Below are 25,007 nucleotides of genomic sequence, written 5' to 3' on the forward strand. Positions count from 1 at the left end.
AATAAATTCTCTGTTTCGTTAATGGCAGTATATCTGTAATTGGTAGGTTGAGCAAAAGGTCATGGCACTCAGGATGGCAAGGGTGGCACTCGATTTTGTCATAGGTGGCACTGAAATTTGGCACTAGTGGCACTTTCTAATGGCAATATACAATTGTAGGTAAGCAGAACAAAGGAAGCAATAAAGCGGTTGAATGATGGAGACATTATTCAAAATTTGGACCGAACAGTATTTTTAAAAAAGGAAAAAGACAGGTCTTAGTTTCATGGGATTGTTTTCGTTGGGAGAAATTCAAGCAGCCAATGGAAACTTTTCCGCCATTTGATGAATGGTAAGGTCTAACAAACTTGCACTATTATAATGATTGGATTGTTGAGTTTGACGCTCAATCATTAAGGTATCTTACACAAAAGGAGCAAATAGTAGATTCGGACCATCCTCAAGCTGATAAGTCAAAAAAGAGATGGTTCGTTGGAAGATTACTTGATTAAACACTTCAATGGAAAACGCAATCCAGTTTCAATTAGTATTCACCGCCAAATAAGGAGTGTAGGTTGGTTAATGCTGGTTGCCTCTATTTTTAATTTCTTTTATGAAAGCGTGTATTGGAAATTAAACTTCCTCGCTATTGCTGTCTTCGCTATCGGGATAATTAAATTATCCCATAAAATATTTAAGGATGTTCTGATTACATCTGAAAAATAAATATTATTAGAGTAGTAGAAACAGAGGAAGCAATTGACGCTTCCTCTGTTTTTTTATGAGACGAGCGAATGTGGTGCTAATTAAAAAGTTTGGCCGACTCTTTTTATATCGTATTTAAAGAAGACTTTTTTAACAGTAGAATAGCTAGAGCTAGTGTAATAAGTAATAGACAAATCTTCCAAATAGCACGCATAGGTGGAACTCCATGATTCCCATACACGAGCTTGTGTCCAACTAGCTTTGAATGGTTGATAATCGCCTGATACAGCTGCAAGAGCCCCGATTGCAACTGCTCCACCAGTTTTATCTCCTACTTTTAAACCTACATTTGCAAAGATTCCACCAAGTGCTGCTTTAAATATCAAATTAGCAGCATATGCATCTAAATTGCTGAATGATCTATAGCTGTTTCCAAGCAAATGCCCATCTGTTTCTGGTGGAGCTACTACATACGGAGTTACAGAAAAATCGCTCTCAGCTGGTATTTTAGTAGAGGTTGTTTCGGCGTTTGGTATAGTTTGTAATGATTCAGATAACACCCGTAAATCTGCGGCCATTTTTTCTTCTTCTACTCGTTGGACAGACCTAGTTAACATTTCGTCTGTAAGTTCTTGTTCATCATCCAAGATAATCGCTACATCAATACCATCAACATTTAATGATGCTTCTGTGTACCTATTTCCTTCCATTGTTTCTTTGTTTTTAAATTTAACTTGTTGTTTCATTTTTTTTATCTTCTGTTTTTGTGTTTCATCCGTATTTCCTTTTCCTTGTACTACTGATTTGTCAACAGTAGCAGCAGAGGCAGGAATGACGGAAGAAAACAATAGACCAAAAGATAAAACTCCAGCAATTAATGGTGCAGATTTTTTCATTGGTTTCAATCTCCCTATTTTTTGGTCTCCTGCGACATTTTGGTAAAGATATATACATAAAAACGGAAATATTTATTGAAGAAGAGGGAAAGTATCAAAATTACGAGTTAGAAAAAAGATTACAAGAAAATCTTAATTCTCAATCCTTATATCGAGCTGAACAATTTTGGGTTACAAATTGTGAAATGGTCAATAAAGGAAAAATGATCGGTGTAGAATTGGTGGATTTGCTGCTAGATATTATTCGATTAATTATTAATAACAAGCCAATTCCACCCGGCTTAACGATTGAAGAATACGCTGCTCTAAAACTAAAGGGTCTCTTTATGAAGACTCAATTAGTAATTGAATTATTAAAAATCCAATCTTTTTATGATTTTATTAGCAATATTAAATATTACGAATGGGATAGTCATAAAGAGTTGGCTGAAGTTTCATTTAAGGATTATTTAGACTTGTTCATGGCTAATCATTTCAGAGAATTCCACACATAATTTCAGTCAAGCAATGGAAGGTCATCCCAAAATCAGCGATCTTCCCTCTTCGAAATGATACGAGCTGCATTTTGGTAGTTATAATAAGGCGGTATTACAATTATTGGGGTAACCTGTAATCAGTAGTTACATAATGAATATCAACATGAATGGGGGGAAATATAATGAAGTGTAGAGGAAATGTCAACAGGGAGAGAATCATAAGTGAATATGAGTTAAGGGCAGTTGCTCATGTTAAATTACTTATTGGCCAAACTAAGAAAAGTTGCACTGGAGATATTTTAACAGACAGCTACTATTGCTTTACATATAAAAATAAAAATGTTCAGACCAAAGGTTCATTTTTTTGCGGGACTCACGCAGCTAACCATTTTTTGACCTTACTGGGAAAGCAGCCATTACCTTTGTTTAATCCTCTAAGGTCTTCTATTGGGAGTTCAGGTCAACAAAGCGTTAGCACCACTCATAAAAGTAAATGGGACCCAGCTGCAAAAGAGCTTTATAATGCTATTAATCTTTTAATTATAGTTTGGAATACAAACATCAATAGTATTTTAGCTGATATAAGAGATAACCTTGAAAAATATCCATCGAGAACACCATTTATATCAAAAATTAAAGCATTAAATACCATTATTTCAAAAGATTTTAAAGGTAGAACACTTCAAGTGATGATCTCGGAATTGCGTAAAAATAATCCAGAGTTGAGAAGCTTTTCATTTTCCCACTTGGATTTAATATTATCTTCTGAAGGTGTATCATCTTACTTTAACTAGATTTGGAATGATTTAGGAAAAATTTAGGAGTTGAAATTAATGGAAATTTCTCAGGAACAATTTTTTGAAAAATACAGTGTAAACAAATCTGAATTTGACGCAGCAGCTATAAGTTGGGAAAGCCTGTTAGATATACATCAAGAATATACCACTTATAAAGAAACGCTAAATCCTACTGCGGAATATATTTCAAATATGTTACGGACACTCCCTGAATCGCATTCAGTTAGATCGAGAGTCAAAGACCCAGAACATCTAATTGATAAAATTATTAGAAAGATAATTAGAGAAAAGAAAAAAAATCCTGATTATGCTATTGATATTTATAATTACAAAACCGAAATTACTGATTTAATTGGTATTCGAATTCTTCACCTTTATAAAGATCAAGCTGTCTCTATAGACAAGTTTATTCGAGAACTATGGGGTTTAGTGGAAAAATGCACCATTTATTATCGTGAAGGTGATTACTCTAAGAAAGAAGAACATGAAGACAATGAATTATTTAACTTTAAGGTTCATCCTGCAGGTTATCGTTCCTGGCATTATCTAATAAGCACTAATGCAACAAAACATGTACATATTGCAGAAATTCAGGTAAGAACTATCTTTGAAGAAGGTTGGAGCGAAATCGATCACCAACTTAGATATCCAAACGATACAAATAATGCTGAGCTAACTAAGCAGTTATTAGTATTAAATAGAATTGCCGGTAGTGCTGATGAGATGGCAACTTCTATTAGAGAATATAAACTTAATACATGGAAATTAGAAAATGAAAATCAAAACAAGCAAAAAGCAATTGAAGAATTAAAAGCCCAGCTGGAAACAGTAATGAATAATTATAAGGTAGAAAAAGCTGACAAACAAAACCTTCAAACAAAGCTACAAGAACTGGAAAGCTCACTTACAGTTAGAATTCCCAGTAAACAGCAACAGGAGTTTATGGTTATAGGTGGAAAAATTAGTAATGCCTTAGACTTATTTGCTGGTCCTGGCCCGTTAGTAGGACAAGACAAAAACAGGATCTTTGATACAAGGAAATATTTAGAAGGCTATACTCACCATGCATTAAAAGATAAAAAATAAAACGGACTTAATATGGAGTTTTAAGGAAAAATACAATAATACCATTATTTATTGCTACTGCAGTATCTTTAGTAATAACCACTTTTTTTATTTTTTTCTAAAAAAACTATATTAATCTAGTATTCTTCGTAAAAATCGTACTATACGAACATTAGTTCTATAATATTATTAATCTATTTTCTTCTGAGGTGTTCTAATGGCAATATCTAAACAACATGAAAAATTTGAAAACCAGTTAGAGTTGTTGCTAAAGGAAATGCCTGCATACGTGGTGGAATACGTGGATGCCAAACAGGACATCCGCTCCCCCATCACCCTTTTTAATTACGTTAGGGATTTTCGTGATTTCTTTAATTGGTTAATATCCGAAGGAATTGCAAAGTGTAATCAAATCAAAGATATTCCTCCAGAAACATTAGCGACGATTACTTTGGATGAAGCAAGAAATTATTTTAAGTATTTGTCCAGGAAAAAATTTAAAGTTTCAATAAATGACGATGAAACGAAACAAATTGATCCAAAGACAGTAAACCGTCACAAGTCCTCCCTTCGTTCACTATTTAAATACCTGACAATCGAAGCGGAGTTAGATAATAATGAACCCTATTTCCATCGAAATGTTATGCAAAAAATAGAGGTTACTAAAGTAACAGAGACTTTTAATGAGCGGGCAAAAAATCTGACTGATAAAATTTTTATTGGAGATAAGGATCTAGAATTCTTAGATTATATTAAGAGGGAACATGTACATTCCCTCTCCCGTTCGCAGCTTAATTATTTTAAGCGGGACAGAGAGCGCAATATTAGTATCCTCTCCCTTTTCTTGGGAACTGGAATCCGAGTTAATGAATTATCAAACTTACGCATTAAAGATATTGATTTTACTTCAAAAGAGATTAGTGTAATTCGGAAAGGAAATAAAAAAGATACGGTTTCTGTTACACCTTCTGCTATGGAGGACCTTCACACCTATCTTTCTATTAGAAATGAAAGATACAAAGCCGGGAACGGAGAAAATGAGTTTGTATATGTAAAATTATTTAAAAATGAACCTAAACCACTAACAAATCGAGCTATTGAAGAAATAGTTTATAAATTAACAAAAGCCTTTGACAAAAGGATGTCTCCTCATAAATTACGACATACTTATGCGACGAATCTTGCAGAACAAACTAATGGCGATATTCCTTTAATTATGTCTCAGCTTGGACATACTTCTTCCGATATTTCATTGCTTTACATTAATACAACCAGAGAAAAAGCAAGATTGGCTGCTGAAGCTTTGGATAAACGTAGAGAAATGAGAAAAGATCAACACGAGTAATATTATTGCCCCTTCATTATCGAAAGAAACAGTCGTTATTAACGATAATTTATTCACCTTTAAGGAGACGATATATTGAAACAAATTTCTTTTGATGAACTTTTAACTGAGGATGCAATTGAAGATATTGAAATACCTACCCTCTCCCTCCTTCATCATGACATAATGGCTCTATTAGAATCGGGTGAAACAAGCGCCTTGGAAATATTCGAAAAGCTGATTGTTTCAGGTAGGATTTTAAAGGATGCAAAAGTAAAGCCATTTGTATAAATTCCCCTTAATCATAATGATATCTTGTTGACTTTTAAATGAACTTCAATTGGGGGGTGTTTTTGGGTGGTAGTGTAGAATAAATAGTTTCAACAGGTTTCTCAAGTAGGTCGTCTTTGTGTTACAATCTTAGCTATTAAAGGAATTTAACAAATGAATGTGCCAGTATTTTAGGGGACAAGCACTAGTTTTCAAAATCGGAGGTCTATGGATGGATAATAATGATATATTAATTCGCTTGCGATATGCACTTGAAATAAAAAATAAAGAAATGGCAGAGATATTTAAACTTGGCGGCGTGGAAGTAACCGTGCCGGAAGTGATCAAGATCCTAACAAAATCAGATGATGATGAAATGGAAAATGATGAGCAAATAAAATGTAATAATAGTATGTTCGATTCATTTTTAAATGGCTTTATCATTTTTAAAAGAGGAAAACAAGAGACAAAGCCAGGAGAGCCTGAAACACCGGAGTCAACTTACAAGAAAAGCGCGAATGTCAATAATCTCCTGTTGAAGAAAGTGAAAATTGCTTTAGCATTAACGACTGAAGATATGCTAGATCTATTCGAAAAAGCAGGAATCACGGTAACAAAAGGAGAACTTGGTGCATTGTTACGAAAAGAAGGGCATAAGAATTATAAAGAGTGCGGCGATAAATTCGCCAGGAACTTTTTAAAGGGCTTAGCGATTAAATATAGGAGTTAATGGATCGACAGGTGATGAGATGATACATACCTACTCGGGTAAGACCATACGTTTTGAAATTAAATACAAAAACCGAACTTCCATCGGAATTACAATTGATAGCTATGGAAATATCGAAGTCCAGGCTCCTAAAGGGACACCTGATGGAAGAGTGCTCTATTTAATAGAAGAAAAGTGGGATCTAATTCAGCGAAAGTTAAAAGAAATGAAGGACAGACTGCAAGGACCGCAAAAAAAGGTCTATGAGCCTGGTGAAAACTTCCTTTATTTGGGGAACACCTATCCGATTAAGATTATCGAAGACGTAAATAGTGCGAAAGACCATGTAATGTTTGAAGGAGAAAGACTGCATATAAGTGTGAAGCAGCTTGATGATGAAAAAATTAAACAAGCTTTAAAACGATTCTATTACCAGCAATGCAAGGCAATAGTTGCGAAGGGCATTGCCTCTTATCAATGCCATTTTAAAACAAAGCCACGTTCTATTCAGATTTCGGATAGCCAAACGACTTGGGGAACCTGTAATTCAAAACTGCAGTTAACCTTTAATTGGAGGCTGGCAATGGCACCCCAGGAGGTAATTGATTACGTAATTGTTCATGAAATGTGCCATATGGTCCATCTAAATCACGATCGCTCCTTCTGGCGTCTCGTGGGAAAAATAATCCCCGATTATATCGAAAAGGAAAACTGGCTGGCTTCATCAAATTGGAAAATGACCGTTTAGCAGCCAGTCATGATCGAGGAATTTATCAGATAAAAGGCCGAAAATATATAAGGATTTAATCACCTTTTTATATTTTCGGCCTTTTTATATGATTGGACTTAATAGTACTCAGTTGTTACCCCAAACACTTTCAGCAATAGTAATGACGTGTTTTATCTTATTCCATTGATCTTCTTCAGTTAAATTGTTGCCTTCCTCCGTACTGGCAAAGCCGCATTGAGGGCTTAGTGATATGTTTTCTAAAGGAATATATTGGCTTGCTTCTTTAATTCTTTCTCTAATAGTGTCAGGATTTTCTAATTCAGGGAATTTTGAAGTAATTAATCCCAGTACAACCTTTTGGTCAACACGTTTAAAGCTTTTTAATGGTTCAAAATCTCCTGAGCGATTATCATCATATTCTAAGAAAAGTCCATCTACTTTTAAATCGGCAAAAATAGCATCAGATATTTGATCGTAGCCGCCGCTAGTTATATAAGTAGACCTGAAGTTTCCACGGCAAATATGCATCGTGATCACCATATCTTTGGGTTTTTTAGAAATGGCTTCATTTAAACAACGTACTCTTGTTGCGATGATATCCTGTACGTCCATGTTGAGTTTTTCAACGACTGCTTTGATACGCTCTTCTGAAACAAAATCTATCCAAGAAGTATCGTCTAATTGTAAATAACGGCACCCTGCATCATAGAATGCTTGAATCGCTTTTTGGTAGGCTGCTACTGTATCACGAAAGAACTGTTCATGGTTATTGTTATAATACTCATCCCCTTGAATCCTTGTAAATAACATATTAGGGCTTGGAATCGAGAACTTTGCTACTTGACTGCCATCGCCATAGCGGTCAACCGCTTGTTTTAAGAACTTGAAGTGTTCTAACATATAATGATCAGTAAAGTCTACTTTACCAACGATTTTAATGGCCTTGTTTTTTGTTTTGGCACCTTGGAAGTTACTAATATATTCCGTCTCAAACTCTTCTACCCCTTCTAAGCCCGATAAGAAATCCAAATGCCACCATGCACGTCTATACTCGCCATCTGTAATGGATGAAAGACCAACCTCAATTTGTTTTTGGACAAGTTTCTCAATTTCTTGGTCCTCTATTTCCCTTAGGTCATCTTTATTGATTTTCCCATTTGCACAAGCATATCTTGCCTCTTTAATCTCTTCCGTCCTTAGAAAGCTGCCAACATGGTCGGCTTTAAAGGGAGCTTTTACTGCTGTTTTTGTCATAGAGAATTCCTTCTTTCTTATAAAATGAAACTTCAATCAGTGGGGGGCTTACTGCCCGTTAAAGTGGGATAAAAATAAAAAACCTCTTCTTACAAATAAGAAGAGGAAATCATACCGGCTCTGGTTCTCTTCTTATCTTCAAGCAAATCGCTCCTGGAATTGGCACAGTACTACCGTAAGTCTGCTGCCGAGGTATCGTAGGGCCAGTCCCTCCACCTCTCTTGATAAGAGTATTCTAAACTATTTAATTACAAATTACGTTACACTTGTTCTACTATTCTGTCAACTAGTAAGCCATACATGGATCATCTAAATTCAAATAGTCGATCATTTAAAGCAGTCAGCATAAAATATTCCTCATGTATAATACCAAATCTATCAAAATGTTAGATGATCCGTACTTAATTAATTTGGTGTTATTTTTTTATGAACGAATTTGAAAGAGAATTGAAAAAATACACCGAAATTTATCGAAGGATGTGATAAGATTTAGTTGAATGCAGTCGGAATTTGAATATTTCTGCAATATCAGATAGGAAGTCCTCGTTTTTTAGCGAATTATCTTATTAAATGAACTAAACCAATATTGGACGGTGATGTAATGGAATGGCAGAATGGTTTAAAACTTTTTCTTCCTGGCATGATGATAATTTTGTGTATCGTAATCGTTTTCTATATTTATCGCAAATTTGCCGCCCAATCTAAACGGATCAAAACCAGCGAACAATATTACCAGTCCCTTTACCATAATAACCCGGATATTATTTTAACATTAGATGTTCTAGGCAATCTTTTAAGTGCGAATCAAGTGGTAGAATCCTATGGGTATACTGTAGACGAGCTCCTACAGCGTCCATTTGTTTCATATGTAGTTCCAGAGCTAGTAAAGAAAACCATTAAGCAATTTAATAAATCCATTAATGGAGAGGCAACAAACTATGAAACGGCCATCTTAAGCAAAGGTGGTGGTCGAGTAGAACTAAATGTAACGAGTATTCCAATCATTAATGAGGGTAGAATTGTCGGTGCCTATGCGATCCTCAAGGATATTACCCGCTTTAAACATACACAGGAGGCATTAGTTGAGGCAGAATCTACCTATAGAAGTTTGGTTGAGGAATCACTGGTTGGTATTTACATTATTGAAAATGGTAAATTTGTTTATGTTAACCCTCAATTATTAGAATGGTTCGGATACACAAACGAGGAAACGATTGGATCCTACCTCTCCGATTATATTCATCCTGAAGATGTTTCAATCGTTTTAGATAATATTCAAAAGCGATTTACCGATGAAAATAAGGGGATGAAATTTCAATATCGGGCCATAAAAAAAGACCAAAGCATTATCCATCTTGAAGTATATGGCTCCAAAACGATTTATAGAGGTAAGCAGGCTGTCATAGGCAGTGTTATTGATATCACTGAGCAAAAAAAGGCGGAAGAGAAGATTAAACATATGGCCTATCACGATGCCTTGACGGACTTACCCAATCGCTATCTGTTCACTTCGCACTTTCAAACAGCTTTATCCAATCAATGTATGGAAACGGCCTCCATTCTTTTTCTGGATTTAGATCGATTTAAATTAATTAATGATTCCTTGGGGCATGATCTTGGTGATCTATTGTTGAAAAAAGTTTCGGAGCGATTAAAGAATTGTATTGGCCCAGAAGATTGCCTTGCAAGACTTGGCGGGGATGAGTTCATCTTCTTTCTGCCGAATGTGGGTCATGAGGGGACTACTAAAACGTTGAATCAAGTGCTTACCCGTTTAAATGAGCCGTTCCTTTTAAATGAATACGAGATGTATATAACCCCAAGTATAGGAATCAGCCAATACCCTCATGATGGAGAGGATATCGGCACTTTAATCAAAAAGGCAGATCTAGCCATGAATCAAGCAAAACGTTTGGGGAAAAACAACTATCAATATTACATACAGAAGTCAATGGAACAAACAAATGATGTACTGGAAATGGAAAAGGACCTTCGCAAGGCGATTGAACGGAATGAGTTTAGGTTGTATTATCAGCCAAAGTTGGACGTTTATTCTGGAGAAATCATTGGTGTAGAAGCCTTGATTCGTTGGCAGCATTCGCAAAAGGGGATTATTTCTCCTGGTCAGTTTATCCCTTTAGCGGAAGAAACGGGATTGATTATTTCGATGGGGGAATGGGTATTAAGAACAGCATGTACGGAGATGAAGGCCTTTCAGGAATTAGGCTTTCCTTCGATGATCGTTTCCGTTAATCTATCACTGCGTCAGTTTTTTCAACCAAATTTCGTGCAGATGGTTAGCCAGGTTCTAAACGAAACGGGACTGTCTCCCGAATTCATAGAGCTTGAAATTACGGAAAGCATGACAATTGATACACACCATGCGCTGATGGTTGTTCAAGAATTAAAAAAATTAGGAGTAAAAATAAGTTTAGATGATTTTGGAACCGGATACAGTTCCCTTCATTACTTAAAGCAATTCCCAATTGACAAGCTGAAGATTGACCAGTCGTTTATTCGTGATTGTGTAACGAATACAAATAATGCAACCATAGTGAAAACCATTATTGCGATGGCCCACCAGCTAAATATGGAGATCATTGCTGAAGGAGTCGAAACGGAAGGGCAACTCCATTTTTTACAGGAAAACTTTTGCCCTGAAGTGCAAGGATTTTTATTCTGCAGACCATTGCCTTTGGATGAAATAAAAGAGAATTATTATGACTTAGTGAGTGCTGGCAAGCAATATAGCGTTTCACGAGATCCGAAGAGTCTTATTAGCGAATTTGCTGTGTGATGCTCTGCTACCTATTAGCTTGAATAGATCAATTTGTTGGCTTGCAAGGAGATATTGGTTTTTTAGACCAGTCTGCTTGCTTTTTTGTTTCATTCCAAGAACATATATCTGCCTATGGTAAAATAGTTATAACATTCTTTTTATGAAAGGAACTAGCGGTATGTCTATAAAAACAGTTTCTATTATCGGGCTCGGGGCCTTGGGAGTTTTATTCGGAAATCACTTATCTAAGAAAATGCAGAAAGAAGATTTACGAATCATTGCTGATAAAGATCGAATCAAGAGATACAAAGCGGACAATGTATTTTGTAATGGAGAACCGTGTCATTTCCATTTTGTTTCCCCTGAAGAGGTGGTCAAGCCTGCAGATTTGCTTATTTTCGCCGTTAAATTTAATGGTTTAGAGGATGCAATCCAAGCGGTGAGGCATCATGTTGATGAAAATACAATTATTCTATCCCTATTAAATGGCATATCAAGTGAAGCAATTATTGGTGATGCCTATGGAATAGATAAAGTCTTATATAGTGTGGCCCAAGGGATGGATGCTGTAAAAGTAGGAAATAAACTGACGTATGACCATATGGGCATGATCTGCTTTGGAGAACGGGAACCTGGTTATGTTTCAGAAAAGGTAAAGACGATTGCTGAGTTTTTTGGAAAAATGGAAGTTCCCTATGAGGTGGACACCAATATGGTTAGAAGGCAATGGGGGAAATTCATGTTGAATGTTGGTGTCAATCAAACGGTTGCCGTGAATAAAAGTAATTACGGTGAGGTTCAACGAGTTGGACAGGCAAGAGATATGATGATTTCCGCGATGAGAGAGGTAATGGTATTATCGGAAAAAGAAGGGGCCCCGTTAACGGAAGAGGATTTACACTATTGGCTTGAAGTAATGGGCCGATTAAGTCCAGAGGGAAAACCGTCCATGGCGCAGGATGTGGAAGCGAGACGGTTTAGCGAGGTAGAATTATTTGCAGGGACTGTTGTGAAATTAGGTGAGAAACATGGAGTGTCTACGCCGACAAACAGGGAGCTGTATCGCAGGATAACGTTAATGGAGAGTCGATATTAAATTGCTTAGGGATGTGTCTTATGCTACATGATTGGTAGCAATAGGAACGTCCCATTATTTTTTAAAAGGAACGTCTATTTTAATAAATCCTGAGTATTATTTTAATAAGAATAGGAGGGATATGGTGAAATCAATTGGCATCTTGGGAGTCGGTCAAGCGGGTGGAAATATCGCGGAGATCGCAGCAAATATGGGATTTCAAACCGCGCTTATCAATACGAACCAACGTGATGGAATAGTCAATAAGAGAGTTGAAAAGAAGTTTTTTGTTCCTGGATATAATGGCGCCGGGCAGGACCGGGCCATCGGACTGAGGGCAGTGAATGAAAATTATCGAGAAATCATTAGCTTTGTGCAAGATACGTTTAAAAACATAAAGCTTTTATTGGTGGCCTTTTCTACGGATGGTGGCACTGGTTCGGGGATGAGCCCATTATTAATTGACTTGTTATTAGATAACCTTCCCGGTATTAATATAGGTGCAATTGCGGTGGTCCCAGATCGAAATGTATTAGCAGGAAACCGAATTAATGCCGCCGAATGCATCGAGGAAATATCGAAAATAGACTCGCTGTCATCTGTATTTCTTGTCGACAATGATCAACTGCGCAAGTTAAGTCCACAATCCAGCAAACATCAAATCTATCTTTCTTCTAATCATCAGGTGATGGAAGCGATTAATAATGTTCTTCAAGTCACGAAGAAGAGTTCTTTTTATGGAAACTTTGATGAAACGGATTTAATGAATATACTCGGGACGAGGGGTGTCACGATTATTGCTTCAACTGCCATAACAGATGCTAAAACATCCGCGGATGTAGCTAATAAAATCCAGCAATCTTGGGTTAACTCCATCTTTTGTCCTGTTGAATCAACAGGGGTTATACGTGCAGGAGTCATTTATGAAGGACCTGAGAAAATGGCGAATTTAATTAATGTACCTGGGGTTTTTGAAAGGGTTGGGGAGCCGCTAGAATTATTTGAGGGAACGTATATCTTGGAATCCGACCCAACCATCACGACAATCTTGGCGGGACTGCCATTTCCGGCCCGCCGCATGAAGGCACTTGAGGAATCCCTAGAGAAAAACAAAGAACGTTTGCAAAACCTAGTTAAAAAAGAGCACACGCAAAAATACGAATCGCGCATATCCTGGGCATCTAACTTAAAAGCAAAGCCACAAGAAAGAAAAACGGGAAGCATAACATCGAAATTATCAAAATACCAAAAATAGCAAAAAGGGTCATTTCCCAAAATCAGCAGTGGGGGAATGACCCTTTCGTCTAAATATAAAAGATATAATCCTCCGGAAGGACGCGTTTTAAGAATTGCTGAGTCCTTTCTTCCTTTGGACTGGTGAAAATCTCCTTAGGAGGGCCTTCTTCGACAATGACTCCGCCGTCCATGAAGACGACGCGATTTGCTACGTCCTTCGCAAATGACATTTCGTGAGTGACGACCAACATGGTGGTGCCGTCTTTGGCGATATCCTTCATGACGGTTAACACTTCTCCGACTAATTCCGGGTCTAAAGCAGAGGTTGGCTCATCAAACAGAATGATCTCCGGATTTAAGGCAACCGCTCTGGCAATACCAACACGTTGTTGCTGCCCGCCTGATAATTCAACAGGGTAGGAATGGTATTTATCTGTCAGACCGACTTTATCCAATGCTTTTTTGCCTATCTCCATTGCCTCCGCTTTCGGAACCTTTCTGCCAATAATGAGCCCCTCTGTCACATTTTCCAGTGCGGTTTTATTAGTAAACAAATTATAATTTTGAAAAACAAAAGCGACCTTCTGTCTGATATCGTGTATTTGCTTTTTAGAGGCCGATTTCAAATTGACATCTGTGGATCCAAAAATGGCATGGCCGTGATCCGCCTTCTCCAAAAAGTTAATACATCTAAGTAAGGTGGTTTTGCCGGAACCGCTTGGTCCAAGAATAACAACGACATCCCCTTTATCAATGCGTAAATCAACGCCTTTTAAAATCTCATTCTGACCAAATGATTTATGAATATCTTTGATTTCTAACATGGTTTTGCCTCCAATTCTAACTTAGGCATTTATTGCTTTATATTTGCTTAATCGTTTTTCATATACCTTAAATAAGTATTCTACTAAACTGCATAAAATCAAATAGACAAGGAAAATATCGATGTAAGCCTCCACATAATTGTAGCCGACATTAGCTGCCACTTTCGCCCTTAGTGTAATTTCCTGCAATGACATTGCATACCCTAATGAGGTTGCTTTGATCAGATTGACGGTTGCGGTACAAATATTTGGTAAGGCGACAACCAGTGTCTGAGGAATGATAATTCTCCGAAATGCTTGGACATTGGTTAATCCGACGGAGTAAGCAGCTTCCAACTGGCCTTTACTAACGGTACTAATAGAAGAACGAAAAACTTCAATAAGAATTGCAATGGTATTCAGGGTGAAAACAATAAAGGCGTACCAAATCGGATTAACATCATAGATATTCGTTTCAATATGAAACTTTTTAAATAGCGATGTGAGCACTAATGGGACACTGCTATAGACAATAAAAATTTGGACAATAACGGGAGTCCCTCTGACAAATGATACATAGACTTGAGCGAAACGATGCAGCACGGGAATTCGATTAATTCTTGTCAACGCAAGCAGAAAAGCCAGCGGAAGGGCAATTAATAAGGCGACAATGGTTATAATGAGTGCGGTGGGTACCCCGGATAATGCCGTGAAAAAGGTCTTCACTAAAAACGAATAATTTAAACCCTCGGACACGCTGCCACCTCCCTTTATGTAGGATTTATTACTTGTTTCCCTTTACTAAAAACTTTTTCTAACTTTAAGAAAAGCTGTTCAATGGCAATGGATATGACCCAATAGATAACGGATAAAGCAAGGTAGGTTTCTAAGGCATGAGCATTAAAGCGGCCATCGATGATGAGACTCGCTTTTCCCATCACATCAATTAACCCGATGGTATAGGCTAGCGATCCCTCTTTAATTAATTCAAGCAAGCTGTTACCGAAGTTTGGTAAGGCAACCACAAATGCCTGTGGAAAAATGATTCTTCGGTATGCTTGCGTATTACTTAACCCAACACTGACTGCGGCCTCAAATTGTCCCCGGTCAATTGATTGATAGGCTGATCGGATGACCTCTGACATGGCAGCGGCAAATTGCAGGGAAAAGGTAATGACAATAAAGAAGATTTTATCAACATCGCTTAGATTCAGGCCGAAGCCTTCAGCGAGTTTTGGAATCCCATAGTATACAAGGAAGAGCAGAACGATTGAGGGTGTACATCTTAATGCCGTTGTATACCCATTGGCGATCTTTTGTGCAATCTTGCTGTTACTTAATTTCATAGCGGCCAACAAAAAACCGAATAGGGTTCCAATCACGACCGAGAGGCCGGCAACCAGAAATGTTACTTTTATATAGGGTATTAACTGCGGGAAGGACTCCCATATATATTTAGCATCAAAATATTTCTCCATGATTCACCTCCAGCTCTAGGGCTCATATTGAGGATTTCCCCGAGGTTACAACCGATCTTAGGATTTTTATAACTTCAAGGTTTTAAAGTACTATTTTCACTATGAAAATAGTACTTTATCGTTAAAAAAAAGGATATTATCGTTTAACCTTATCTAGGACCTCAAATAAGTCTCTGCCATAGAACTTTTTACTTAATTCGTTTGGTTTCTTTTCCTCTTGCAGCTGCTTGATGGCTTTATCATAGGCATCGGCAAATTTCTGTTCTTTTTTGTTAAATAACGGCCAGGTTTTAATTACAGCGAATTCGTTGTAAACTACTTCATCTTTTAAGTTGTAATAAGGGCCATTAGGATCATTAACTTGCTTTTCATATGCACCTTCAATGATGACACCGCCGTCTACACGTCCTTCATTCACCCATTGAACAACGTCTACTGTAAATGCATCTCCAGCTTTTAATTTCACTTTGTTATCTGGATTAGCCTTATTATATTCATCAATAATGGTATATTGGGCATTGTTCGCAGCGATAGGTGCAAGGGTAAAGCCCTTCGAAGCGAAATCTTCTAGCGATTTAATGTCTGCATTCTTCTTCTTTAAGACAAGTCCGGCGCTGCTTAAACCAAGGAACTCTTTAGGGTAAATAAATTTCTCTGTTCTTTCCTGTGTCCAGAAGGCATTTTTCACACCTGCTTGATATTTCCCTTGTTCAACCCCGACTAATAAATCATCACTAGAAGTCCCCACGAATTCAAATTCATAGTCTGGTAGTAATTTATCGACCAATTTCATCACTTCCACATCATATCCAGTTGGATTTCCTTTGTCGTCGTTATAGGACATTGGTTTGGAAGCTTGGTCATAGGCGATTTTCACCTTTATTACCTTTGAATCAGCGTCAGAAGATTTACCGGAAGTGGTACTGGTCCCGCAACCTGCTAACAGAATGGACAATGATAATGCTGTTACTGCTGCCTTAAAAACATTCTTTTTCTTCATATAATCAATCTCCCTTTTAAAAATATATTAATATAAAGTTTTCACATCATATTACTTGGGTTTAGAGATAAAAAAATGTTGAAGGGAGCAGGAGGGGGAAGGGTTCCTGCTCAATACCTTCTAAACTAATCTCCCTTTCTCTTGTTCAATAGCTGAGAGGGCTAATTTTTTAATTGTCATATCATCCATTGGTGGATTATGAAGACCTGCCCTTACGTCGCGGTAGTAACGTTGTAGTGGATTACTCCGCTGAAGGCTTTTTGCACCGACAACTCGCATCGCTTTATCAACAATGGTAATGGCCGAGTTTGTCACGGTATGTTTGACCACGCCAAGTTCGTTTTCGATATACTCTCGTCGTGCCGGATCATCATAAGCTTCCGCTACACTGTAGAGTAAATGTCTGGCCCGGATTAATTCTAAGTCAATCTCCCCTAAGTGTTGCTGCACATTTGGTAATTGGCTAATCGGCCCGTTGAGACTATTAGGGGCATGATGATTGGCAAAATGGACAGCATAGTCGCGTGCTGCTTGGGCGATACCAAGATAGCAGGCAGGAATGTGCAAGATCCAGCCATTTATTTTTCCGCCGCTAGGTGTGGACGGTAGTTCGACAAGCTTAGAATCATCAACAATTACATGATCGAGAACGAGGTCGTGGCTTCCTGATCCTCTCATCGCGATAACATCCCATGTCTCATCAATCGTTAATCCGTCTAAATCTTTATGTAGAAGGAAAAATCCTACCTGCTGTTTTTCTTCAATCCATGCTGATGTTAGAAAATAGGTTAATACAGGTGACATGGTGGTAAATGTTTTCCGCCCTGTCAGCACCCATGAACCATCTTTCTTGACCGCGGTAGTTCCGGGGCGGCCGCCTCTTGTCGGGCTCCCTGTTTGGGCTTCACTTACAGCTCGGTTTACTAAGGCGCCATTAAGAATTTCCTTTGCGAAAGAATTCAATTTTTCCTGATCCCAAAGCTTTGTTTCAAAGAGTTCACCGACTACCCCGAGATTCCAACCTATTGTGAGTCCTGTTGTTCCATCGAAGCTTGCTAGTGTTTCTTGCAGGAGGACCATATCATAGACTTTTAAGCCCTCACCGCCGTATTCGGCTGGAAGGGTGAGACTTGAATAGCCCATTTCCACTAACTCTGCAATATTTTCCTTAGGGAAAATGGCTAATTCATCAATTTCTGCTGATTTGTTTTTAAAACTTGCCTCTTTTTCATGCAATTTTTGCAGCCATGTTTTTTGTACTTCTGTTTTGATAAAAAGGTTAAGCATGATGTGTGCCCTCCTATGATCTTGGTCATTCATTTAATTCTCTTATTCCGATATGTTTTATAGGAATAAATAATAACGGAGCCATATCAAACTGTCAAGATATTTTATGTACTTTTATAAAAATTCTGACTAATTGTGAAGTGAATTTTGCTTAGCGGGTTACCTGTCTTTGTTAAAGCTAAAAAAGGGTCAATCCCTCGTCGCATAAGCGGTGAGGGATTGACCCTTTTTATGTTTATTCGTATCTTAACGCATCAATGGGGCTAAGCTTCGATGCTTTGTTAGCTGGGAGAAGCCCGAAAATAATCCCGATTAAGGCGGAAAAACTGACCCCTATTAAGACAATCAATGGACTGACTGTGGCTACTATCGGAGACAACTGAGAGACTAAAATCGTTCCAATTGCGGCTAGTCCTATCCCAATCAGACCCCCTAGTGAGGTTAGGGTGATTGCTTCGATTAGAAATTGCAAGAGAATTTTCCTTCTGGTAGCACCGATGGCTTTTCGGAGTCCAATTTCTCGAGTTCTTTCTGTCACAGAAACGAGCATAATATTCATGACACCAATCCCGCCGACTAAGAGCGAAATTCCTGCGATACTGCCAATTAGTAATGTCAGTAAGGAAATCACCGTGTTTAATTCTTTTTCATAGTCTTCAAAGTCGTTTGTTGCATAGTTTCCATTTTCTAATCCTTTTTTTTCTGTCAGTGTTGCAGCAGCTAGTTTGCCAGTTTCAGAAACCTTTTCAGCATCACTGGCAATCACAGATAATTGTTCAATCTCCCGGTTGCCGAACATCATTGAGATAACCGTACGCGGCATCAACATTTCTCCGCCATCAGGATTTCGGTACTGTTCCGGAATGGGAGATTCATAGACACCTACAACCTTGTAGGGATTATCGTTTAAGTCAATTATTTCACCAATTGGATTTTCCGATTCCTTGAAAAATTTCTTCCGGACTCCGGTATCAATAAGGACGACACGGTTCAAGCCATCATTATCAGCAGCGTACAAAGCCCTTCCTTCGACAACCTTAATATTTTTCGCAGTGAAGAACTCCGCACCAACACCGGTAATTTGCATATCTGCACGCTCGTCATTACGGACCATGGCGCCCCACCCTTGATTTGTAGCAATCACGGCTTTTACCCCGGGAACCTTTGCTAGTGTTTGAACATCTTCCGTCGTCAATTCCGGTTCTTCCCAAAATTGTTCCGGTTCTCCTTCTGGCGGGGTATATTCATAATAAAGTTCAATAGCATTCTTATCGGTGCCAAACAATTCGTTTGTCATTTGTTTCCGTGTGCCTTGTCCAATGGCAACAATTAGGATCACGGCAGCGACGCCGATAATAATACCGAGCATTGTTAAGATGGATCTTACCTTATGATTCCAGATGGAGGAAAGGGCGATTTTGAAACTCTCCCAAATGTTCATGGTGCCACCCTCCGGTCATCGGTGATCATGCCATCTTTTAAAGTAATTACCCTATTGGCATAAGAGGCAATTTCCTCCTCGTGGGTAACGAGAATAACGGTCTTTCCTTCTTCGTTCAGTTGCATAAACAACCTCATGATTTGTTCACTGGTTTTTGAATCAAGTGCCCCGGTCGGCTCATCCGCCAGAATAATCGTTGGATTATTGACGAGCGCTCTGGCAATGGCGACCCGCTGCTTCTGTCCTCCCGATAATTGATTCGGTAAATGCTTCATTCGATCTTCTAATCCGACCTTTACTAGCATTTGTTTGGCTCTTTCTGTTCGCTCTCGTTTTGATACACCGGCATAAATGAGCGGTGATGCCACGTTTTTGATGGCGTTATCCCTAGGAAACATGAAGAATTGTTGAAAAACAAAGCCAATATGTTCATTTCGTAAGCGTGCCAAAGCACTTTCTTTTGCGGAATCGACTTTTTCACCATTTAGTTCAAATGTACCTGAAGTGGGATAATCTAAAAAGCCAATAATATTCATTAAGGTAGATTTACCGGAACCCGATGGCCCCATAATAGCAACAAACTCGCCATCCTCAATCGTTAAATCAATGCCATGGAGGACAGGAACCTCAAGTGAGCCTTTTCCGTATACTTTTGTTATTTCACTTAGCTTCATCAAAGGAGGTCACTTCCATTCCATCATGCATTTCTGGATTAGGTGTAATGACGACAAGTTCACCCAACTTCACTCCATCGGTAATTTCGATGAATTCATCGTTCATTGCCCCCGTTTTCACTTCCCGTCTTTCAAGCTTCCCATCTGCTAAAATATAAACAATTTTACTCCCGCCTTCGTCTACAAGTGCTGGATGTGGGATGCCAAGTTTTTTGTCTGCGCCGCCGACTTTAATTTCTAGAGAAACATGGAAGCCTTGGCGTAATTCTGATGTATCATCTGTGATCGCAACCTTAAATGGATACATCGTCACATTGCCGCCGGGTGCCCCGCCGCCGAAGTCTTCACCACCACCGCCGCCTTCAGCATTTGGAAATTGCGAAACTGATTCAATGGCCCCTTTCCATTCTCGGTCTTTATACACCTTCGGATGGATGATGACTGGCTGCCCTGCCTGAATCTTGACCGCGTCAAATTCACTCATCGTGCCAATGACTTTATAAGGCTGACTCGAGATAATATGGATGACAGGTTCGGCTGCTCCAGCCTCGGTCTTTGCTATATTTTGGTTTACCTTAACAATAATCCCATCCATTTTGCTGACAATTGTCATTTCTTTTTTCTGGGCATTTAGTTCTTTGATACGATCATCTGCTGCGGCTATTTCTGATTTTGTACCTTCGTAACCCATCTCTAGCTGCACCTTTTCGGCTGCCAGTTGGTTTACGTCTACTTGTGGTGCACTTTCTTCACCTGTTTCAGCGCTGATTGTGGTTGGATTCTTTTTTGCTTCAGTGATTCGTTTAGTTAAATCGGCAATTTGACTTTGTTCAGTCTTTCCTTTACTTTGCAGTAGCTCTTTTTCACGAGCTGCTTTTTTTAGCTCATTATCTATTTTTGAAGAATCATAAATTAGTAGAGGGTCACCAGTTTTAACAGACTGATTTTCCGCCACCTTATATTCACTAATCTCTCCTTTTTCAGGTTCTAGGAAGACCTTTTGCTCACTTTCAGGGACAATTTTGCCAGTAACAAGAATGGTTTCTGTCAATTCCTGCTCACTAGCCTTTTGAACCGTTACTCCCATACTGTCTGCTTCTGCTCCGGCAGGCTTTGCCTCACCTCTGGTAAAAAAGTATGTAGCTGTACCTGCAATCATTAGTAAAACAACAATCGATATAATCCAAACCCAAACCTTTTTCTTCACACTATACCCCCGTTAACTCTATTATTAATCTCTCTCAAATTCTACTATAAACGAAAAAGAAACAATTTCAAATATTTTCTATTATTTACAAGAGTAAACAAAAAGTGACACCCTTTCTCCGACATTTAAGATGGATTATTTGTCGTTTTTCTTTGATATTTTCGTGAAAAGTACTATAGTGATTAATATATTATGGGCAAACTAATTGTTGATTGTTTTAACATTAAAGGAGTAGTGAATATGCAAAATGAAGTTTTATCAACTTTTGCCTCCATGTTAGATTGGCATATGTGGGCAGATGTCCTTTCCTCACCCAAAGCGTGGGGCATGATCTTATCCTTAGCAGTTCTGGAGTGTATTTTATCCGCGGATAATGCATTGGTATTGTCGGCGTTTGTTAAGCCATTACCAAAACAACAGCAGAAAAAGGCGTTAGTTTATGGATTATGGGGAGCTTACTTATTCCGTTTTATTTTTATTGGCCTTGGAACATTTCTTATTAAATTGTGGTTTATTAAGTTAATTGGTGCGATTTATCTCCTCTGGCTTTCCATTAAGTTTTTTATCGAAAAGTTTAAAACTAAAGATGGTGAAGAAGAGGAAGAAACACATCAACCAAAAGGCTGGTTAACGAAAACGTTTGGAGTATTCTGGGCGACAGTCATTAGTGTCGAGTTAATGGATTTAGCCTTTTCTGTCGATAGTATTCTTACGGCTCTCGCCGTTTCCGAAGAGGTTTGGGTCATCCTGCTTGGTGGTATGATTGGTATTCTGTTAATGCGTGGAGTTGCGACATTTTTCATTAGTCTCATGAATAGAGTCCCGGAACTTGAATCAACTGCCTATGTTTTGATTACATTTATTGCGATTAAGATGGGATTAACCCTCATAGATATTCACATTCCAAATGAAATTTTTATTATCGTTATGGTTTTAGCGTTTTTGTTAACATTTGTAATCCACGGAATTCGATCAAAATCGCAAAAGAAGCTTTCGCACTGATCATTATGTTGACTAAAGAGCCCTCCATTAAAGGTAGGCTCTTTGATCATTTGCGGGGCTCCTAATGAATATCCAGCAAATTTCGTAAGTGTGGATATATGTAATGAGCAGTTGAAAATATATCGTAATGGAAATGTGACGTACTTTATCTTTCATACTGACAAAGCCGATGAAGGACAAATCCCTATTGAAAACCGCGGGATTCGTCCATCATGAAACCGATGAAGGACAAATCTTTGTTGAAAACCGCGGGATTCGTCCATCATGAAACCGATAATGGACAAATCTCTGTTGAAAACCGCGCGATTCGTCCATCATGAAGCCGATGAAGACCAAAACTCTTAAAAATACTAGCAAAATGGTCTTCATCAAGTTATCAAAGATGATTAAGTCACTATCGGCACCCAATACGCAGTAAGCATTCATTAGTCCATGCACAATTAATTTGATTGGTTGGGCACGTTTTTTTAATGGAAATGTACTACCCACTTGCATAGTGAAATCTATTGTGCTAATCTATATGTGGAACCGGTTACACAGTAGAGGTGAATCTCAGATGGCAACAATAAAAGATGTTGCAAAGGAGGCTGGTGTGTCAGTAGCCACGGTATCAAGAACATTAAATGATAATGGGTATGTGCATGAAGACACACGGAAGCTAATAAATGAAGCGATAAAAAAATTAAATTATAAACCAAATGAAGTGGCCAGATCGTTATATAAGAAAAAGTCACGATTAATTGGGCTGTTACTGCCGGACATTCGCAATCCGTTTTTTCCTGAATTGGCACGCGGTGTCGAGGATGAGATGCAAGCATGTGATTTTAGGCTGATCATTGGCAATGCGGATGAGAAGAAAAGTAAGGAACGGGATTATATTCAAACATTTAAACAGAATAATGTAATCGGTATCATTACAGCAACAAATCATACCGATATAAGTCATTATGAAAATCTCTCCTTACCCGTTGTTTTTCTTGACCGGACATCTGACCAGTATCCATCTGTTTATGCTGATGGTTTAGATGGAGGAGGAATAGCGGCAAATGAAATGGTCGCAAGGGGATGTAAACGGATTACCTTACTACGAGGACCTGTTGAAGTTCAAACGGCCCAAGATCGATTTCAAGGGGCAATCAATAGCCTAGTTAAGGCAAATGTAAATTTCAATGTGATTATCACGGATTCATTTGCTTTCGGCGATGCTGAGAAATGGGCGAAAGAGTTATTTGAAAAATATCCGGATACAGATGGTGTAATTGCGAGTAACGATGTGGTTGCCGCAGCTATCTTACATGAGGCACTGCGCCGTGGGAAATCAGTTCCGGCTGATCTTCAAATCATTGGCTATGATGATATCCCGCTTAGCCGCTTACTTTTTCCACCATTATCAACCATCAAGCAGCCTGCTTATGAGATGGGAAGGGAAGCAGCAAAACTGTTAATTAGATTAATAAACAATGAAAAAGGATTTGAACAGAATATTCAATTGCCAGTGGCATTTATTGAAAGGCAGACGACAAGAAAGGTTGAGGAAAATGGTTAAAGTTACAGTCATCGGAAGCTCTTCGATGGATTTGGTTGTCACGGCTTCACGACGGCCGAATAAAGGTGAAACAGTTCTAGGTGAATCATTTAAAACAGTGCCTGGCGGCAAAGGGGCCAACCAGGCAGTAGCCGCCGCCCGGTTAGGGGCGGAAGTCTATATGGTTGGCTGTGTGGGCGATGATAGTTTCGGAAAAGAAATTTTAACTAATTTTAAAGAAAATGGTGTTTTTACTGATTATGTGGAACCGGTTACACATACAGAAAGCGGTACAGCACATATAACCCTTGCGGAAGGTGATAACAGTATTATCGTCGTAAAGGGAGCTAATCATCAGGTTACACCTGACTTCGTTGAAAAGGCAGTTGATGTTATTCGTACCTCTGATATAGTTCTGATTCAGCAAGAGATTCCGGAAGAAACGGTCGAGTATGTCAGTGAACTATGTCACGCCAATGATGTTCCGTTATTGCTAAATCCGGCACCATCACGGCCGATCAGTGCGGAGGTAATAGCGAAAGTGGCTTACTTAACACCAAATGAATTGGAAGCGGCTGTTCTTTTTCAAAATAAGGATATTCACGAAGCATTGGCAGTGAATCCAAACAAGTTATTTATTACGGAAGGAAAAAATGGCGTCCGCTATCATGATGGTGAACAAGAGGTACTAGTCCCTACTTTTACAGTAGAGGCAGTCGATACAACAGGTGCGGGCGATACCTTTAATGCAGCATTTGCAGTAGCACTAGCAGAGGGTCAACCACTTAAAGAGGCTGTCCGTTTTGCTAACAGGGCTGCTTCGCTGTCTGTTACAAAGTTCGGGGCCCAAGGCGGGATGCCGACACGCGCTGAAGTAGAAGGGAGCCTTTAAATTGAAACGACATGGAATGTTGAATAGCCATATATCCAAGGTTTTGAGCGATCTTGGCCATACTGATTATATTGTTATCGCAGATGCAGGACTACCGATTCCTGAAGGCGTTGCTAAAATTGATTTAGCGATTAAAGCAGGGACACCAACCTTTACAGAAGTGGTGGATGCTGTTGCCGAGGATATGGTGATTGAAAAAATCATCATCGCTTCTGAAATAGAGGCAGGAAATCCTAAGACAGCAAAATACCTGAAAGAGAAATTTGCTGGGGCTATTTCCGAGCAGGTTTCTCATGAAGACTTTAAACAGCTGACGAAAAACGCTAAGGCTGTAATCCGAACAGGTGAGATTACACCATATGCCAATATCATTTTACAATCAGGCGTATTTTTCTAATAAATT

24 protein-coding genes and 1 riboswitch are annotated in these 25,007 nt (G+C 38.6%); of the genes, 14 read left to right on the plus strand and 10 right to left on the minus strand.

Annotation, left to right across the window (positions count from 1 at the left end; genetic code table 11):
• Nucleotides 1–785 precede the first annotated feature (785 nt).
• Nucleotides 786–1,580 (minus strand): hypothetical protein, encoded by a 795-nt coding sequence (locus RCG19_RS12055; protein ID WP_308107331.1) that lies wholly within the window; start codon nucleotides 1,578–1,580, stop codon nucleotides 786–788.
• On the opposite strand from RCG19_RS12055, the gene RCG19_RS12060 reads away from it, so the two are divergent.
• From RCG19_RS12060 to RCG19_RS12090, 7 genes are all read left to right on the plus strand, one after another.
• On the plus strand, nucleotides 1,580–2,074 hold the full coding sequence (locus RCG19_RS12060; protein ID WP_308107332.1) for a hypothetical protein: 495 nt from the start codon (nucleotides 1,580–1,582) through the stop codon (nucleotides 2,072–2,074). The two genes, RCG19_RS12055 and RCG19_RS12060, sit on opposite strands and share 1 nt — an antisense overlap.
• Nucleotides 2,075–2,238: 164 nt before the next feature.
• Nucleotides 2,239–2,850: a hypothetical protein gene (locus tag RCG19_RS12065; protein WP_308107333.1), complete on the plus strand. Its 612-nt coding sequence runs from the start codon at nucleotides 2,239–2,241 to the stop codon at nucleotides 2,848–2,850.
• Nucleotides 2,851–2,889: 39 nt separating this feature from the next.
• Nucleotides 2,890–3,939, plus strand: coding sequence for a hypothetical protein (locus RCG19_RS12070; RefSeq protein ID WP_308107334.1), 1,050 nt, complete (start codon nucleotides 2,890–2,892; stop codon nucleotides 3,937–3,939).
• 196 nt (nucleotides 3,940–4,135) lie between these two features.
• Nucleotides 4,136–5,263: a tyrosine recombinase XerS gene (xerS, locus tag RCG19_RS12075; protein ID WP_308107335.1), complete on the plus strand. Its 1,128-nt coding sequence runs from the start codon at nucleotides 4,136–4,138 to the stop codon at nucleotides 5,261–5,263.
• A gap of 75 nt (nucleotides 5,264–5,338) precedes the next feature.
• Complete coding sequence (locus RCG19_RS12080; protein WP_308107336.1) at nucleotides 5,339–5,533, plus strand: DUF3895 domain-containing protein; 195 nt, start codon at nucleotides 5,339–5,341, stop codon at nucleotides 5,531–5,533.
• 211 nt (nucleotides 5,534–5,744) lie between these two features.
• Complete coding sequence (locus RCG19_RS12085) at nucleotides 5,745–6,242, plus strand: YehS family protein (protein ID WP_308107337.1); 498 nt, start codon at nucleotides 5,745–5,747, stop codon at nucleotides 6,240–6,242.
• Nucleotides 6,243–6,261: 19 nt separating this feature from the next.
• Nucleotides 6,262–6,969: a M48 family metallopeptidase gene (locus tag RCG19_RS12090; RefSeq protein WP_308107338.1), complete on the plus strand. Its 708-nt coding sequence runs from the start codon at nucleotides 6,262–6,264 to the stop codon at nucleotides 6,967–6,969.
• A gap of 108 nt (nucleotides 6,970–7,077) precedes the next feature.
• Here RCG19_RS12090 and RCG19_RS12095 read toward each other — a convergent pair whose 3' ends face one another.
• On the minus strand, nucleotides 7,078–8,205 hold the full coding sequence (locus tag RCG19_RS12095) for a 5-methyltetrahydropteroyltriglutamate--homocysteine S-methyltransferase (RefSeq protein ID WP_308107339.1): 1,128 nt from the start codon (nucleotides 8,203–8,205) through the stop codon (nucleotides 7,078–7,080).
• A 129-nt stretch (nucleotides 8,206–8,334) separates the two neighbouring features.
• Nucleotides 8,335–8,436, minus strand: a riboswitch (SAM riboswitch).
• Nucleotides 8,437–8,806: 370 nt separating this feature from the next.
• On the opposite strand from RCG19_RS12095, the gene RCG19_RS12100 reads away from it, so the two are divergent.
• From RCG19_RS12100 to RCG19_RS12110, 3 genes are all read left to right on the plus strand, one after another.
• Nucleotides 8,807–11,002 carry a sensor domain-containing protein gene (locus RCG19_RS12100; RefSeq protein WP_308107340.1) on the plus strand — a complete coding sequence of 732 codons (2,196 nt, stop codon included), beginning with the start codon at nucleotides 8,807–8,809 and terminating at the stop codon, nucleotides 11,000–11,002.
• Nucleotides 11,003–11,162: 160 nt separating this feature from the next.
• The gene (locus RCG19_RS12105) at nucleotides 11,163–12,080 is read left to right on the plus strand and encodes a ketopantoate reductase family protein (RefSeq protein ID WP_308107341.1); all 918 of its coding nucleotides are present in this window, start codon (nucleotides 11,163–11,165) and stop codon (nucleotides 12,078–12,080) included.
• Nucleotides 12,081–12,201: 121 nt separating this feature from the next.
• A complete protein-coding gene (locus tag RCG19_RS12110; RefSeq protein WP_308107342.1) occupies nucleotides 12,202–13,314 on the plus strand; it encodes an FtsZ/tubulin family protein in 1,113 nt (370 codons plus the stop codon).
• A 49-nt stretch (nucleotides 13,315–13,363) separates the two neighbouring features.
• Here the strand turns inward: RCG19_RS12110 and RCG19_RS12115 are convergent, their stop codons facing one another.
• From RCG19_RS12115 to RCG19_RS12150, 8 genes are all read right to left on the minus strand, one after another.
• Entirely contained in the window at nucleotides 13,364–14,119 is a 756-nt protein-coding gene (locus RCG19_RS12115) for an amino acid ABC transporter ATP-binding protein (RefSeq protein WP_308107343.1), read from the minus strand.
• Between the two features lie 21 nt (nucleotides 14,120–14,140).
• Nucleotides 14,141–14,854 carry an amino acid ABC transporter permease gene (locus RCG19_RS12120; RefSeq protein WP_308107344.1) on the minus strand — a complete coding sequence of 238 codons (714 nt, stop codon included), beginning with the start codon at nucleotides 14,852–14,854 and terminating at the stop codon, nucleotides 14,141–14,143.
• Between the two features lie 14 nt (nucleotides 14,855–14,868).
• Nucleotides 14,869–15,576, minus strand: a complete 708-nt coding sequence (locus RCG19_RS12125) for an amino acid ABC transporter permease (protein WP_308107345.1) — start codon at nucleotides 15,574–15,576, stop codon at nucleotides 14,869–14,871.
• A 136-nt stretch (nucleotides 15,577–15,712) separates the two neighbouring features.
• A complete protein-coding gene (locus RCG19_RS12130) occupies nucleotides 15,713–16,576 on the minus strand; it encodes a transporter substrate-binding domain-containing protein (RefSeq protein ID WP_308107346.1) in 864 nt (287 codons plus the stop codon).
• A 120-nt stretch (nucleotides 16,577–16,696) separates the two neighbouring features.
• Complete coding sequence (locus RCG19_RS12135; RefSeq protein WP_308107347.1) at nucleotides 16,697–17,863, minus strand: acyl-CoA dehydrogenase family protein; 1,167 nt, start codon at nucleotides 17,861–17,863, stop codon at nucleotides 16,697–16,699.
• Between the two features lie 235 nt (nucleotides 17,864–18,098).
• Nucleotides 18,099–19,304: an ABC transporter permease gene (locus RCG19_RS12140; RefSeq protein ID WP_166243488.1), complete on the minus strand. Its 1,206-nt coding sequence runs from the start codon at nucleotides 19,302–19,304 to the stop codon at nucleotides 18,099–18,101.
• Complete coding sequence (locus RCG19_RS12145) at nucleotides 19,301–19,981, minus strand: ABC transporter ATP-binding protein (RefSeq protein ID WP_242637740.1); 681 nt, start codon at nucleotides 19,979–19,981, stop codon at nucleotides 19,301–19,303. The genes RCG19_RS12140 and RCG19_RS12145 overlap by 4 nt, the downstream gene beginning before the upstream one ends.
• On the minus strand, nucleotides 19,965–21,185 hold the full coding sequence (locus RCG19_RS12150) for an efflux RND transporter periplasmic adaptor subunit (protein ID WP_308107348.1): 1,221 nt from the start codon (nucleotides 21,183–21,185) through the stop codon (nucleotides 19,965–19,967). Before RCG19_RS12150 ends, RCG19_RS12145 begins: the two co-directional genes overlap by 17 nt.
• A gap of 234 nt (nucleotides 21,186–21,419) precedes the next feature.
• On the opposite strand from RCG19_RS12150, the gene RCG19_RS12155 reads away from it, so the two are divergent.
• The 4 genes from RCG19_RS12155 (at nucleotide 21,420) to rbsD (ending at nucleotide 25,001) form a co-directional block, all read left to right on the plus strand.
• A complete protein-coding gene (locus RCG19_RS12155) occupies nucleotides 21,420–22,187 on the plus strand; it encodes a TerC family protein (protein WP_308110981.1) in 768 nt (255 codons plus the stop codon).
• A 556-nt stretch (nucleotides 22,188–22,743) separates the two neighbouring features.
• On the plus strand, nucleotides 22,744–23,733 hold the full coding sequence (locus RCG19_RS12160; RefSeq protein ID WP_308107349.1) for a LacI family DNA-binding transcriptional regulator: 990 nt from the start codon (nucleotides 22,744–22,746) through the stop codon (nucleotides 23,731–23,733).
• Nucleotides 23,726–24,604: a ribokinase gene (gene rbsK / locus RCG19_RS12165; RefSeq protein WP_308107350.1), complete on the plus strand. Its 879-nt coding sequence runs from the start codon at nucleotides 23,726–23,728 to the stop codon at nucleotides 24,602–24,604. The genes RCG19_RS12160 and rbsK overlap by 8 nt, the downstream gene beginning before the upstream one ends.
• A 1-nt stretch (nucleotide 24,605) precedes the next feature.
• Nucleotides 24,606–25,001 (plus strand): D-ribose pyranase, encoded by a 396-nt coding sequence (gene rbsD, locus RCG19_RS12170; protein WP_308107351.1) that lies wholly within the window; start codon nucleotides 24,606–24,608, stop codon nucleotides 24,999–25,001.
• The last annotated feature ends 6 nt before the right edge of the window (nucleotides 25,002–25,007 follow it).

This window comes from Neobacillus sp. OS1-2 (genome assembly GCF_030915505.1).
In the GTDB taxonomy this organism is placed as follows: Bacteria; Bacillota; Bacilli; order Bacillales; family Cytobacillaceae; genus Neobacillus.